This is a genomic window from Microscilla marina ATCC 23134, from assembly GCF_000169175.1.
In the GTDB taxonomy this organism is placed as follows: domain Bacteria; phylum Bacteroidota; class Bacteroidia; order Cytophagales; family Microscillaceae; genus Microscilla; species Microscilla marina.
In genome coordinates this window covers 20980-36144 of record NZ_AAWS01000023.1, presented here as the reverse complement: position 1 = coordinate 36144, position 15165 = coordinate 20980, and the positions used below count along the sequence as shown (strand labels likewise).

At 41.1% G+C, this 15165-nt stretch carries 13 protein-coding genes; 3 read left to right on the top strand and 10 right to left on the bottom strand.

The genetic code is table 11. The annotated features are described in order from the left end of the window. Window positions 1-894 precede the first annotated feature (894 nt). Entirely contained in the window at window positions 895-1458 is a 564-nt protein-coding gene (locus M23134_RS20530; RefSeq protein WP_002699420.1) for an RNA polymerase sigma factor, read from the top strand. Then, a complete protein-coding gene (locus tag M23134_RS20525; RefSeq protein WP_002699418.1) occupies window positions 1442-2875 on the top strand; it encodes an outer membrane beta-barrel protein in 1434 nt (477 codons plus the stop codon). The genes M23134_RS20530 and M23134_RS20525 overlap by 17 nt, the downstream gene beginning before the upstream one ends. Before the next feature lie 143 nt (window positions 2876-3018). Here M23134_RS20525 and M23134_RS20520 read toward each other — a convergent pair whose 3' ends face one another. The 7 genes from M23134_RS20520 to M23134_RS20490 all read right to left on the bottom strand — a co-directional run bounded on the left by M23134_RS20520 (window position 3019) and on the right by M23134_RS20490 (window position 11898). Next, window positions 3019-3408 carry a DUF1987 domain-containing protein gene (locus tag M23134_RS20520; protein ID WP_002699416.1) on the bottom strand — a complete coding sequence of 130 codons (390 nt, stop codon included), beginning with the start codon at window positions 3406-3408 and terminating at the stop codon, window positions 3019-3021. Between the two features lie 138 nt (window positions 3409-3546). After that, entirely contained in the window at window positions 3547-4362 is an 816-nt protein-coding gene (locus M23134_RS20515) for a crotonase/enoyl-CoA hydratase family protein (RefSeq protein ID WP_002699414.1), read from the bottom strand. A gap of 232 nt (window positions 4363-4594) precedes the next feature. Next, window positions 4595-6733 carry a methylmalonyl-CoA mutase gene (gene scpA / locus M23134_RS20510; RefSeq protein ID WP_002699412.1) on the bottom strand — a complete coding sequence of 713 codons (2139 nt, stop codon included), beginning with the start codon at window positions 6731-6733 and terminating at the stop codon, window positions 4595-4597. Window positions 6734-6878: 145 nt separating this feature from the next. Continuing rightward, on the bottom strand, window positions 6879-7469 hold the full coding sequence (locus M23134_RS20505; protein WP_002699410.1) for a hypothetical protein: 591 nt from the start codon (window positions 7467-7469) through the stop codon (window positions 6879-6881). Between the two features lie 13 nt (window positions 7470-7482). After that, window positions 7483-7884 (bottom strand): hypothetical protein, encoded by a 402-nt coding sequence (locus M23134_RS20500; RefSeq protein ID WP_045113996.1) that lies wholly within the window; start codon window positions 7882-7884, stop codon window positions 7483-7485. Between the two features lie 197 nt (window positions 7885-8081). Continuing rightward, entirely contained in the window at window positions 8082-9413 is a 1332-nt protein-coding gene (locus tag M23134_RS20495; protein ID WP_002699406.1) for a tetratricopeptide repeat protein, read from the bottom strand. A gap of 1504 nt (window positions 9414-10917) precedes the next feature. Then, window positions 10918-11898 (bottom strand): radical SAM protein, encoded by a 981-nt coding sequence (locus M23134_RS20490; protein WP_002699404.1) that lies wholly within the window; start codon window positions 11896-11898, stop codon window positions 10918-10920. 91 nt (window positions 11899-11989) lie between these two features. On the opposite strand from M23134_RS20490, the gene M23134_RS20485 reads away from it, so the two are divergent. Next, window positions 11990-12853 carry a hypothetical protein gene (locus M23134_RS20485; protein ID WP_002699402.1) on the top strand — a complete coding sequence of 288 codons (864 nt, stop codon included), beginning with the start codon at window positions 11990-11992 and terminating at the stop codon, window positions 12851-12853. A 147-nt stretch (window positions 12854-13000) separates the two neighbouring features. Here the strand turns inward: M23134_RS20485 and M23134_RS20480 are convergent, their stop codons facing one another. The 3 genes from M23134_RS20480 to M23134_RS20470 all read right to left on the bottom strand — a co-directional run bounded on the left by M23134_RS20480 (window position 13001) and on the right by M23134_RS20470 (window position 15135). Continuing rightward, entirely contained in the window at window positions 13001-13483 is a 483-nt protein-coding gene (locus tag M23134_RS20480) for a hypothetical protein (RefSeq protein WP_002699400.1), read from the bottom strand. 37 nt (window positions 13484-13520) lie between these two features. Continuing rightward, entirely contained in the window at window positions 13521-13868 is a 348-nt protein-coding gene (locus M23134_RS20475) for a hypothetical protein (protein ID WP_045113994.1), read from the bottom strand. A gap of 520 nt (window positions 13869-14388) precedes the next feature. Further along, entirely contained in the window at window positions 14389-15135 is a 747-nt protein-coding gene (locus tag M23134_RS20470) for a LytR/AlgR family response regulator transcription factor (protein WP_002699396.1), read from the bottom strand. Window positions 15136-15165: the final 30 nt, after the last annotated feature.

Below are 15165 nucleotides of genomic sequence, written 5' to 3'. Positions count from 1 at the left end.
TTTCGCAATCGTCTCTTTCAGTGAGGTACTCTTGACAAGCCCAGCGCTTGGCTAGAATAATTGTATTGTTTATAAAGAGGGTATCCACAAATTGCACAACATTTTTGGTGAACATACGCAATAAAGTCGATCAATACTTGAATGACCTTAGCAGGTAAAAAAGGATATAAACTCTTCATCAACTCTTGCCCAAGCAAAATATTTTCGGGGGTGAGGGTCTCTAAGATGGTGATAATGTTTTCAAACTCACCTTCTTCCGAGTCATCATACAAAAAAGTGAGAAACTCATCGCTTGTTTTGTCTATTTTATTTTTTTTATCAAGTAGACAACCAATTACACTTTTACTTTGTCTATGCCAACATACCACATCTATAAAATCATTTGGATTTGGTATATTTTAAAACTTCAGAAGTTATAAAATTATTACTTTTGATATAAATCAAAGAAAAAGAGAAAAAATTTAAGGGTATGTAGCATTTCCTTTTGTCTTTACGTGAAGTAGATACAATTGCTCATATAAGCTTATCGCTTAAATGAATTGGTAGGTGAAAAGTAGTCAGCACAGAACTTTTGCCACGTTTTGTGCTGTTACTTATTTAGCAAAGTGAAACGCAAGCATCACTAAATTTAACAGCAAACCCTTGACCTTATCATCAAAGTTGTATCAACTTTATTTAAAACAAAGAGATGTAAGAATCTCTGCCTTAATAAATATCAAGTAAAATTTGAAGATTGTTGTGATATAGTGAGACATTCACAAAGTTTATTTCGTTATGGCAATAATTCACACTTAAACTTTGGAAATTTGTAGTTTGAACAGTGCCCAAAAACTGTTCACTGCACTTTGCTCTAAAATTAAACAACAGTCGGAACTATAATTATTAGATAAGCCTGTGGATAAGTCGCTAGAAAAAGAAATAATTAAAGGATGCCGAAAGAAGAAGTCAAAGTCGCAGGAAATGCTGTATAAGCATTTTTATGGCTACGCTATGAGTATCTGCTTACGATATTCTTATTCAAAAGATGAGGCATTGGAAATACTCAACGATAGTTTTATGAAGGTGTTCAAAAACATCATGAAATACAACGAGAACTTATCGTTTAAGAGTTGGCTACGCCGAATCATTATTAACACATCCATTGATTATTATCGTAAAAACCAGAAACACCGTCATACGCTCAATATTGAAATGGCAAGAAATGAAGAGTGCCGTTTGGATATCATAGATGATTTGTCGGTAAATGACATTCTAAAACTGTTAAATGAGCTCCCCAACCAATACCGCATAATCTTTAACTTATATGAAATTGAGGGTTATTCTCATAAAGAAATAGCCGAAATGCTCGAAATCCCAGAGAGTACTTCGCGTACAAACCTGGCCAGGGCAAAGAAAAAATTACGAGTTTTATTTCATCAAAATTTTGACTACGAGATAGAGTATGAAAGAGCTGTTTGATGAAAGGCTAAGTCAAAAAATACGTCAGACTTTTGACAAACATGAAGAGCCTTACAACGCCCAGGGCTGGGAGATGATGCAGCAACAAATGAAAGCGCAAAAATCTGGAAAAATGCGTGCATTGTTGACATCAATTCCGGCAAAAGTTGCAGCGGCAGCTATCTTAGTGTTGGGAGGAGTTTTTACCTATAAAACACTGCAAAGTGATTTTGAAGGGAACACCCCTACTCAACAACAAGCTGGTATCTATGCCAAAAAACACATTCAACAAGAGGGATTTGAGGGAGTAAAGGTTTTGCCTCCATCTATTACTAATACAACACATGGTAATAACAAGGTGACCAATATCCAAAACAACCGAAAAAAACTCTCAACTAATCAAAATACTGCTGCAAGTAAGCAATATGGTATATTGCCTACAGTAACAACAAATACTATAGCTGACAAAGGTTTAATTGAAAACACTGAAAAAGATAAAAATATTTATGCAAATAAAATAGCAGCTAACAATCGCCTGACAAAGCACCCATCAAATGGTGTATTGTTGAACCCAGATAATAAAGCAGTAAAGTTTGATATGCATACCCTGGCTATGAAAGAAGCCAGTTATGAAGCTATCCACCCAACTAATAGAGTAGCAATGATTGAGCAGGCTTCTTTTAGAGAAGTTACTACTAATAAAGTAGCTCGATATAACAACGCTGCTGTTTTGCCTAAAGGCAAAAGAATGAAATTTGGTGTAATGCTTTCATCATTGGTAAATTACTCTAAAAGAGGTGAAAAAGACTCAAAAGTCAACCTTGGAGGGGGAGTAATGTCTGAAATCAGACTGGGCAAAAGGCTCAGTGTTACTTCTGGGGTATTGCTTACCAGACAATCGCTCAACATGAGACAGTCGGCAAGTTTACCTACCATTGCTACGATGCAAAAAATTACGACAAGCGGTACCACCGAGAGTCGTTCGTTGGGACAACAAAAGTCAATCAACATGCAGTTTGTAGGGCTAGACATCCCAGTAAACCTGCAATACCATTTAAGTAGAAACACTAATCGGGGTTTATATGTATCAGTAGGATTGTCGTCTTTGGCTTATTTAGAGGAACGTTACACTCATAATACCCGCGAAACCATTGCCAAGGCTTATTATAAAGGAGGCGTGGGAAGCCAACTCGAACGATTAGAGACTACAGTAATAGAAACCAACAGTAAGTCACAACCCGAAGCATTGAGTCGTTTTGATTTTGCCAAAATGTTGAATGTTTCTATGGGAATGAAGTATATGGTAGCCAAGAATATGCAAATACTCATTGAGCCCTACATCAAGTACCCACTTAACTCATTGACCAAAGAAGAGCTAAGGTTTGGCTCGGCAGGCATCAATTTACGCTGTAATTTTGGCGAAGTACGTCGCCATTAATTATATTTTTATTCATAACCACCTTTGAGCGAAGCTCGTGTTTTACGAGTTTCGCTTTTTTTTGGTACTTACTAAATGTTAACCAAAAAAAGCCTGCTTCTGAATAACAACAGCAGGCTTTTTTGACTATGACTACCAGCAGGCTAATCTATACTTTCAATAGGAAACAACTTAATGTCAAGTTGGGTAAGTGCATTAAAATACTCTCCTACCTCTTTCATGTCCATATCGTCATGTTCGTATACCCACTGCACTTCTACTTTGTGAGATTTGTCCATGAGTTTTTCGAGGGTTTCTAACAAACGCATAATAATGGGATTGGTTCCTGTGTTGAAATACAAAAACTTAAACACCATAGTAGTTTTGCTGGCGGTAGGATCATCTACATAAATTTGCAAATGAGTAAGCACTTCACGATAATATTCGTCGGGGTGTTCAGGCATTGAGGTGCCCTTTACTTCGAAGACTCCATCGTTAAAATTGAAATTTAGTTGAGGTCCATCATCTGTCTCCTCCAAAAAAATATTCTTCATTGTTAAATTGGTTTTCTTCCTGTGTACTTAGGACGACATGCTCACTATGATTGTTGAAAATTTATTGCTGCAAATCTTTGACCAAAACCAAAGAATACTAAAAATATACCCCAAGCGTGAGGTATACACCACTGTGTGCTAATTGGCAAAGTTAGGAGTTCGTTTTTGCATTCCAGCCATTGCTGCTTCCTGCAAATCTTTTGAAAATAACATGCCAGCGTTCCAGGTAGCTATGTAGTTGAGTCCTTCTTCTACCGAATGATCGCGGGTATATAGAAACATTTCTTTGGTACCCCTAATCGCCAACGGAGACTTAGCCGCAATGGTTTGAGCAATGTTATATACCTCTTTAAGCATTGTCTCGCGTGAGTCATAACATTGATTCACCAATTGCATTGTTTTGGCTTCTTCACCCGAAAACTTGCGCCCTGTATAGGCAAGTTCTCTGGCGATGCCTTCGCCAATGATTTTGGGTAAGCGTTGTAGGGTACCTACATCAGCCACCATTCCCAGGTCAATCTCTTTGACAGTAAAATAGGCATCTGTTGAGCAATAGCGCATGTCACAGGCAGAAATCATGTCTATACCACCACCAATACAAGCCCCATGAATGGCAGCAAGTACAGGTTTACGGCATTTTTCTATGGCATTGAAAGACTCTTGTAAGGTAAGAATAGTATGGCGAAGTTTTTCGCGTGAACGCGCTGGGCAATCGCTTTTGTCAAGTTCTGCCTTAAGTTGCATAAACATGGTAAGGTCTATACCTGAGGTAAAGTGTTTGCCTTCTCCTTCCAATACAATCACCCTTACATCTTCATTCTGATCGAGGGCTTGCATCACTTCTTTGATTTCTTTCCAAAAAGCCTGGGTCATAGCGTTGGCTTTTTTGGGCACATTAATTTTTACGGTGGCTACATGCCCCTCTATAGATAGTAGTAAAGTTTCAAATTCCATTGGGCGTGTTTAAATGATAAGTGAGGGACTTATTCCCTTGTATATATAAAATACTTTCACTACAAATAAAAGTAATTTTATGGGGTAAATCCATTAATTACATGAATAAAGTTTAGCCATCATCCGCCAAATCCAATGATTTTTTGGTTTGAATAGCAAAGTGTAAGCAATAAAAAACGGCGGATCAGATATTGATCCAATCAACCGTTTTGGAATGTACCTCTGTACAAGCTTATGCCTCTTCTTTCATCAATTCTTCCAGAATCTTCTGGGCAGCTACCGAAATAACGGTACCAGGACCAAATACACCTGAAACGCCTGCTTCGTACAAAAAGTCATAGTCTTTGGGTGGAATCACTCCTCCGGCAATGACCATAATATCTTCACGGTCGTATTTTTTCAATTCGTTGATAAGGGCAGGCACTAAAGTTTTGTGTCCAGCTGCCAGACTCGAAACACCTACAATGTGTACGTCGTTTTCTATAGCCTGGCGTGCCACCTCATCGGGGGTTTGAAACAAAGACCCTATGTCTACATCAAATCCCAAATCGGCAAAACTAGTAGCAATGACCTTGGCTCCTCGATCGTGCCCGTCTTGCCCCATTTTTGCCACCAAAATACGGGGACGGCGTCCTTCTAACTGGGCAAATTGATCTGCCATGTCGAGGGCTTTCTTAAAATTTTCATCGTCAGACACTTCTCCCGAATAAATGCCCGAAATAGCACGAATTGTTGCCTTGTGTCGTCCGAATACTTTTTCCATTGCCTGCGAAATTTCTCCCAGGCTGGCACGTACCCTGGCTGCTTTTACAGCAAGGTCAAGCAAGTTGCCTTCGCCTGTTTCAGCAGCTTTGGAAATGGCCGCAAGTGCTGCGTCTACATCTGCCTGGTTGCGCTCTTGCTTGAGTTTTGCTAAACGTGCCAGTTGCGACTTGAGCACCGCAGTATTGTCTACCTCTAGTAGTTCTATTTCTTTCTCTTCATCGGGGCGGTATTTGTTTACCCCCAAAATCACGTCTTTGCCCGCGTCAATTCTGGCTTGTTTTCGGGCGGCGGCCTCTTCTATGCGCATTTTGGGCAATCCGGTTTCTATGGCCTTTGCCATTCCGCCCAGTTCTTCTACCTCTTGAATAAGCTCCCAGGCACGGTGCATCAGGTCATGGGTGAGGCGTTCTACATAATAAGATCCTCCCCAGGGGTCCACCACTTTTGTAATGTTGGTTTCGTCTTGTAAATACAACTGCGTATTGCGGGCAATGCGCGCCGAAAAGTCGGTAGGTAAAGCAATCGCCTCATCCAGTGAGTTGGTATGCAACGATTGGGTGTGCCCCAAAACTGCACCCATTGCTTCTACACAAGTACGCGCCACATTATTGAAGGGGTCTTGCTCGGTCAGACTCCAACCCGAAGTTTGGCAGTGGGTACGCAACGCCAACGATTTAGGGTTTTTGGGGTGAAACTGTTTGACAATTTTTGACCAAAGTAAACGCCCAGCGCGCATCTTGGCAATTTCCATGAAATGATTCATACCAATTGCCCAAAAAAACGACAAACGTGGCGCAAACGTGTCAATGTCCATGCCTGCTTTTAGCCCGGTGCGTATGTAGTCTAGCCCGTCAGCAAGTGTATAAGCAAGCTCAATATCAGCCGTAGCGCCTGCCTCTTGCATGTGGTAGCCGCTTATACTGATAGAGTTAAACTTGGGCATGTGATTCGAGGTGTACTCAAAAATATCGGCAATGATGCGCATACTGGGCAATGGTGGGTAAATGTAGGTATTGCGCACCATAAACTCTTTCAAAATATCGTTTTGGATAGTGCCACTCAAAAGTTCAGGTTTTACCCCTTGCTCTTCGGCTGCCACTATATAAAAAGCCATGATAGGAATCACCGCTCCATTCATCGTCATCGATACCGACATTTTGTCTAAAGGAATACCATCAAACAAAATTTTCATATCTAGTACTGAGTCTATAGCTACCCCAGCTTTTCCTACATCGCCCACTACCCGAGGATGGTCAGAGTCGTAGCCTCGGTGGGTGGCAAGGTCAAAGGCTACCGAAAGTCCTTTTTGTCCTGCGGCAAGGTTACGACGATAAAAGGCGTTGGACTCTTCGGCGGTTGAAAACCCGGCATACTGGCGAATTGTCCAGGGACGTTGCACATACATAGTGGCGTAGGGACCACGCAAGTAAGGAGGGATACCCGCCACAAAACCCAAATGCTCTATTCCTTCGAGGTCTTGAGCAGTATAGTAAGGTTTTACCTCTATGCGTTCGGCAGTTTTCCAGTTTTTTTGGTCAGTATCAGCCTCATCCGAAACTTGAGTACCTGTGGTAGAAAAATCTATTTTGCTAAAATCGGGCTTCATTCTTTATTGTTTTAGTCCTTGGTGAACCGTCCCATAGTATACGGCAACTATTATTATCCTTTTTCTTTGTAAAACTACAGCATTCCTGCTAAAATATAAAATATTCGGGCATTGTTGTAGCTGATGGCTTACTGCTTATTACTAGTCAATACTTGCGCTCCATAAAGCGTCTGATTTCGGCTTTGATGTTTTGAATTTTGCCCAAAATCCCCACCTCATGGGCAGGAGTATCGATAGCAAATCGAAAAGGTAAATCTAAAAAACGTTTTTGTTGTTCCAGTTCAGCAGGCAAAGGTTCATAACTCTCCAGAGGCGAAATATCGGCCACACTAAAAAGGTCTTCTATACCGCTTTCGCTCAACTCTATGACGCTTATTTGATTGCCCCGTAACCATTGAAACAAGATTTCCCAACGTTCGCAAAGCTTTCTTACTGGTGCTTTTTGTAACTTGGGGTTGGCAATCGTTAGGTTATTAAAAGAGGCATAGATCAATTTCAGTTCTTTTTGTGCTTCTTCTATCAGTTTTTTAAACTCCCAATCTACCAAATTATCCTTGTCACCTTCGTTGAGCTTCCAGATATGGTATATAAAAGCACTTTCGGCAAAGTCACCATCAATCAACCGACTACTATTGATGAGCAACATGCTCGACATTTCCTGTAGTTTATTTTTATAGTCAATGAGCTCTTGAGTAACAGGATCATTGCTTCCGCCTGAAAACAATTTTCGGAACATAATTTACGTATTTTTAATCCTCTTCGTCAGGGTAAGGCACAAACATAAAGCTCGAGTAAGGTTCGTCTACCACAAAAAGGCAACAAAACTCTTCTGGGTTTTTGTAGGCCGATTCAAACTTAGTGGGCTTGGTAATGAGTTTGTTTTGCACAAAAATATCGCGGTACGATACAAAGTAGTTCCACTCAAGCCCCAGGTCATTGCCTTCAAACAATAGCTCACCTACAGGTATTTTATATTTTGCCACCGGAAAAATAGGATATTCGAAACCACGCGAGCGTAGTTGATAAGAAGCTTCCTTGAGCACTTTGGCTACCTTTACAAAATCTTTGGTAATGGTACCCAGGTATTTGCCATCCAATTCGGGATCGTTGCCCAATTCTGAGTTATATGTTTCTAAATTTTCGGGATTCATATCTTTTCTAATGGTTTTGTTCTGCCATTTTTTTACAAATATAAAAAAATGAGAAGGTTTCCTGATAAATTTTATGGATAGCGTGTTTTTTGTTTTACTCAAAATGCCAAGATAGCGTTCATGCCAGCATAAAAAAAATCCCCAAAAGTGTTATTTTCAGGGATTTTATTTTTTAAAAAGGTTTTAGGCAAATGTGTTTATCCCCTAAAATTATCGTCCAGTTTGCCTTTCCAGGTTTCTAGCACAGTCTTTAGGTCATCATCGTCAGCATTGGCTATAGCTTGTTTGAGAGACTCTTGACTATCGTTCAAAATGTTATTGACTTCCACCTTACGGGTTTTGTTTTTCTTGCGTGCCAAAAACGAAAACAACGAACGATCAATGCCTTCATTCAACTTAGACAATAAGTCATAAGCTGCTTGCGCAAAATCCTCGGCGCTGTCAGGCAAAGCCGCTTTCTTTTTGGCAAAATCATTTTTTAGCTCTTCCAGCTCGCTTACTTTGGCTTGTTCCTGTTCTTCACGGGTTTGCTCCAGCAAATTGCCTGTATAAGAATGGTCATACACAAAGCCATCGTTATCCTCTGTAGCTCCTTCAGCATCGGCGTGGGGCAATAAGTCCAGCTTTTGGGCTTGCTCCAATAGAGTTTTGGCTTCTTGCTTGAGGGTGGCATTTGTGCAATCTTCTATGCCCCCTTGTACAAAAATAACCGCCATGCTTGCATAAGTAGATATGTCATCGAGAGACAGCATGTGACGCAAAGCAATCACGTTATACTCAAAAGCTTTGTCACTATTGCCCTGTTCATCGTGTAGCAACCCCAGGTGGTAATAAGTTTCGCCTAGTTCTGAGCCAATATTCAACTTGTTTTTGTAATGCAAAGCCTGCTCAAAGTGTCTAAAAGCTTCTTTAGAGTTTTCGTCGGCTTCGTAATAAGCAGCCAGGTGATAATGAATAAAACCAAGTAGATCAGTAGCCTCTTCGTGCTGTTCCAACAACTGTTTAAAATAAGCAATGGCCTTGTTGGTAGTGAGCCTCGCCTGGGTAAATCCTGTAAGCAGCATAAAAGCTTTGCCCAGATTATCGTATTTTTTATTTTTGCTAAACAAAGCCACTGCTGTCATAATATGGTCAAGGCAAGCCTTACTCTCTTCGGCAGCACTATCTTGGGTTTGTAGCATAATAAAAGCATAAGCATGGTGTGCTTTAGCCTGGGTATTTTCATCGTTGGTTTTTTGCCCCCACTCTATGGCTAATTGCAGATTTTGCTGTGCAGTAGCAAAATCATTTTCATCAAGGGCTATTTTGCCCAATTCATAATAGGCAGCAGCATAATAAGCTTCGTTGGTTTCAGTTAACAGCTTCTGGTACAACTGTTTTGCTTTTGCGGATTCGTTGGCATCCAGGTAAGCATCTCCCAACTCCAAATACAGTTCTTTTTGTGTTGCTTCATCAGCTGATTCCGACGGCAATTTATCTAGTTTAGCCTCTAATTCGCTGATTTTATCCTGTATTGCGGGTTCTTCCATAGATTCAAAAAAAGTTTAAAATGATAAAACAGAGCCAAATTCTCGCCTCTTTTGCAATCTAAAAAAATGCCTTCACATTATTGTAGTGAGGAAGAGAGATTTTTTTATTAGTCAGGAGCTACTACAGCCACAAGGAACAAGCGACAAGGGGCAAAAGCAACAAGCTTCAAGTTGCGTCCTGTTCCATAGGTAACTAACAAATTCATAGTATACTTATTATCAACGGCTTATGAATTTGATATTTAGAAGGCTTTAGCCTGACCAATGAGCCCAACCATTCCGACGAATGAAGGAACACTTGCCAGCCCAAAAAATAACTTCCCCGTGTTGGTCTTAGGGCTTTAGCCAGACCAACGCATGCTAACCCAAAACCCCGTACACAAGTGTCGTTTTGCAAGTTTTGGGGTAGCATTGCTCAGGTCGCCCTACGGTAAGACAGTTTATTACGAACCGACCATAGGGAGCTCTGCGAAGCTAATCACAGACAAGGGGATTTCTCGAAGCTAATTACGAGTATGCAACCAGTGAGCATTGATGACGCTAAAAAATCCTGGTAGGTTTTTGAAGGCAATTCAAACAAAAAAAATAACCTCCCTGTGTTGGTCTTAGGTCTTTAGCCTGACCAATGAGCCCAACCATTCCGACGAATGAAGGAACACTTGCCAGCCCAAAAAATAACTTCCCCGTGTTGGTCTTAGGGCTTTAGCCAGACCAACGCATGCTAACCCAAAACCCCGTACACAAGTCGTTTTGCAAGTTTTGGGGTAGCGTTGCTCAGGTCGCCCTACGGTAAGACAGTTTAATTACGAACCGACCATAGGGAGCTCTGCGAAGCTAATCACAAACAAGGGAATTTCTCGAATATAATTACGAGTATGCAACCAGTGAGCATTGATGACGCTAAAAAATCCTGGTAGGTTTTTGAAGACAGTTCAAGCCCAAAAAGGGTTTTCAAAAATAAGTTGTTTTGTGAGTTTTGGGTTCGCATTGCGAAGGTCACCCTGCGGTAAGACCTTCGCAGGAGATGGTGATTTTAGGGTAACCTTAAAAAACAGCCTTTCGCCTTGGTTTGTGTCGCCACAACCGAGTTTACGAGCCCTTAAATACCAATGAATGTCGGTGCTCAGCAAAGCTAAATCGCCCCGTCACAGAGTCTGGGAGCAATGCTTTTCAAGGTTTCGATCAGCTCGTGGAGACACGAGCTGAGGCGATGACGGTACTGAAGGTAAGACTTGAGCAGGAGGTAACTAATTCTCTTGCTAGTGCACGTCGTCCTCGCGTGTGCCATTGTAGACAGTTCAACCTAAAAAATAACCTCCCGTATTGGTCTTAAGGCGCAAGCCAGACCAATACTTGCCAACCATAAAGCTAGCGATGAGGTGTTTTCAAAAATAAGTTGTTTTGTGAGTTTTGGGTTCGCATTGCTCAGGTCACCCTGCGGTAAGATAAGGCCTTCGCAGGAGGTAAATCTCGACTCGTAGCTCGTACCTTGAGGCTTTAGTAGCTACCGAAACATAGCCTTCCAAGTGCCCTTGAGGTAGTTATACTTAAGCGTGCTGGGCAATGCCTTCCACCAATACTTGTTAAGTTCTACCGCAAACGAGGGTTGCATATAGCAATTAATTACACATCCTTCACATTCGGGTAGTCGTCCTTCCAATGCAATGAGTTTTTGTACTTTTTCTGAGCGGTACACATTGTATAAATCGCCATTGATGGGCACCTCCTCTAGCCCCAAATGATAACAAGGCAATACCAGTTTGTTATCGGGCGAAATGACCAAGGTAGTACTGCCTGCCTTGCATACCGGGCGGTCGATGTGGTTGCCACCATCTTGCCGCAAGGCGATAAAACCCTCGTTGAGGTATACATATTTTTTCTTACTCCATTGCTTGAGTGCCTTTAGGCTTTGGGGGCTTAGCTGTAGCCCGGTATCTACGTTGTTGTAGTCAAACACCGGGTTTAAGATAAGCAGTAAGTCATTGGGCAAGCATACCTTGTGGTACACTTCTTTAATTTGCTCTACGTTGTGCTCAAACACAGTAAACAAAATATCGGGGCGTTCGCCCAACGTCTTGGCTATTTTGATCGACTCCATTACAAAATCATAACAGGCTACACCTCTGCTTTTGTCGTGTTCGGCTTTATTGGGCGAGTCAAGCGACAGGTGTAACATGTCTATCTTACCCTGCAGTTTTTCGGCTTGTTTGGGGTATAGCAATCCATTGGTGGTCACCGTGGTAATGAACCCCAGATTTTGCGCCATTTCCAGTAATTCGGGGAGCTGTCTATGCAGTAAAGGTTCACCCCCGGTAAAATCAATGATCTTTACTCCCAGGCGCTTAAGGCCTTCAAAATTGCGTTGGGCGTTTTCGAGGGTAACATAAGGAGAGGGACGCTCCCAAATATCGCAAAACCCACAACGTGCATTGCAACGATAGGTGACATAGTAATTACACAATACAGGTTTTTTTCTTAATCGCATGATTTTTGGTAATTGTTAGAGTATTCGCGCCAATATATCCCATTAGCCGAAGGCGAAACAATAAAACTAATGAAACATTAAAAACTTATCAATGAAAAAAATATTCCTATTCTTATTATCTACAAGCCTGCTGATGGGTGGCTGCCAAAAAAAAGCGGAAAGCCCTCAGGCAGTCAATACCCCTAAAGTAGTGTTTAAGTTCGTGTTTGACCCTACTCAACCTCGTTTAAACAATTTTGGGCAACCTTATCCGGTGCCTACAGGCAATGCCGGGCAATCACCTCAGTTTAATTTAATTGGGGCGCATTATTTTGAGCTTACCCCTACTGCCACCACCCAGTTTGGCAACGGGCAGGTGTTGTACCAGGCTCCTGAAGTAACGAGTGGTGGCGGCAAAGCCATTGATTTTGAACAGAGTATTTTAAAGGCAGGCAATGAAACTTACCTAGAAGTACCCTTGAGCAGTATTCAAGCGGGAAGTTATGCCTATTTGCGGGTGTCATTGTCTTACCAAAACTATGCAGTAAAATTCAATTTTCAGGGCAACGAACTAAGTGGTACCTTGGCCTCTTTTGTGGGCTTCAACACCTATTTGAAGGATTATACCATCAAAACAAAAAAAGTGAGTGTAAATGCCAATAAGTTGCAGGGGTATTGGGGTTTTGAAACTGACTTTAGCACCAACACCGGGCAAGCTCCTGCTACTACAGTACCCAACCCTATAGCGGCTACTTCGCCTATTCCGGCAGGTTCTTGTGTGGTTACAGGCAGGTTTGACACTCCTTTACAAATTACGGGTAGCGAAACCCAGGACATTGTCATTACGGTGCGTTTGTCTACCAACCAAAGCTTTGAATGGAAGGATGGCAACGCCAATGGCAAATGGGATGTAGACCTCAACGAAGAAGTGGTAGATATGGGTATTCGGGGGATGCAGCTGACAGTAGAGCAGTAAGTTTGGTGCTCTAAACACTAAATACGTAATTACTATTTTGCTTCCCCGAATCAAGTTCGGACTTATACCCTTGGCAATCTTCAAAATTTATCAAAAACAGTGGGGGTGGTCACAAGAAAACTCCTTTTTAGGTGATAAACTGCCCAACTATCCCAAATTGCTATCATACGGTGTTTTCAAAAGCCTATCCAGGTCGGGCACCAATATTTTTACTGCCTTTACTAAGTCGCTGGTGGCAGACTTTAGCTTTTGGTTATTGTCCCATAACAAAGCATATACTATCCGTTCGCCGTGGACTAGTTTAAGGGTTTGGCTTACGCCTCCATTGGCTTGCTCGTTGTAGTTGCCAGGAGCCTGTACCTCTTCCGCCAACATTTTTATTTTTTCAAAGGTAGATGCTTTCAGTTTATAGGTTTTATTGGCAAGGCTTTTTCCATATACATCTACTACCACTATGCTTTGCTCTGGCGAAACAGTAATGGTGTAGCTTCGATGGTATTTTGGGGGCACTGAGCTATCTTGGTACCTCAACACCAGCTTGTCGAACTTGGGCGGTTGGTAAGGTGTACACCCCCAGTGTGCCCACAGTAGTATTAAACACCAGATGAGCATCTTTATTTTTTTTCTCATAATTCCCTAAAAGACAATGGCTTGTCTGGCGCCATTGTCACTCATCAACAATTTTTGATAGTAATATTTTTTTTCCTTGAATAGAACGTTCCACTTTAAGTATTTCTTTTCCTTTTTCAGGGCTAAAAGCCATAATGTGGGGTTGGGCAAGGTAAATCACTGAGTTGGGCAAACGGTGAAACTTTTTGGTAGTTCCTATGTCTAGCGTGACAGTACTTGTGCCTAGCTTGAGTAAAACAGCATGATCAAGGTCATTTTTAATATAAAATGTAACCTTGTCTTCTTGCGGAACAACAGCAGCATACGCTTGTGTCAAAGAAGAGAGTAAACACATCATACAGAGCACTCCCGCCAAGACATATCCCTCAATCTTGTAATGTGTCATAATGACGCGGGTTTTAATAAATATAGATTAAACACATAAATAATTGGTAAGTATTATAATAGGCAATCACCTATATGATACTTCAACGTTAGATAGTGCCATGACTTTCATTAAGTCTTCACACTTTTTTATACACTTGTGCCCAAAAGGGTTAACAAGTATCAGATCATGTATAGCTTTTCTAAATAGTTTATAGGATAAAAATAACTCAAATACTTGTCTAAAGTTCAAGGCATTTCATAAACGGGGATTTTACAAAGATGAATGGTTGATATGAGTTTATAAAAACTTTGTGCTAAAGCGCTGGCAATACCCTAATATTTATAAAAAAACAAAGAGGTGACATCACATGGGCATCATTGGTCAAGTGCGTATTTTAGCACCAAACAAGAAGTGTTCACAGCCGTTTTTTTAAAGATGATGATAAAGCCCTACAGTAGTTCAGACAAAAAATGTAGGGCAAGTATGTATGCTTATAAACCTAAGGTTTCTGACCAAAGACAACGGAATGGTATAAGTACTAACGGGGGGTAGAGTATGCCTTCAAAAAATCTTCTTTACGCTCACGGGCAAGGTTTACCGAGTCGTTATTGTCCATGACTATGTACCCACCATCTTGTCTTACGTATTGCTTTACCCGGTTTAGGTTAATCAAATAAGAGCGGTGTGTTCTGAAAAAACTGGGGTGATCGAGTACCTTTTCAAAACTTTTAATTTTTTTAGATACCAACACCTTTTTACCTCCTTCAAGAAAAATCTGCGTATAGGCTCCCTCTGCATTGAGATACACTATCTGGTCGACTTCTATAAATAGCAGCCCCTCGGCTACCGGCAAGGCAATGCGGGTGATGTACTCTTGACTTAGATTGCTTTTGAGAGTATCTATCCGCTCGTTTATCTGTGGTTCACTCAATTGTCCTTCTACTTTTTCTATGGCTTTTATCAACAACTCTATTTGTATTGGCTTAAGCAAATAGTCAATGGCCGACACTTGAAAAGCTTGAATGGCGTACTCCCGGTAAGCAGTAGTAAAAATGATTTCAAAGTTGATAGTATCGAAAAAGTCAAGCAGTTGAAACCCTGTATAACCAGGCATTTCTATATCTAAAAAAACCAGGTTGGGTTGGTATTTATGTATTGCTTTTACTGCATTGGGTACGTCATCTGCCTCACCTACTATCTCTATTTGTGGGCAATACTCTTTGAGCAGTTCCTGTAAAATACGTCTGGCTTTAGCTTCGTCGTCAATGATAAGTGCTTTCAACATTATTAAGTAAAACTTTATGAGTGTAAGTAA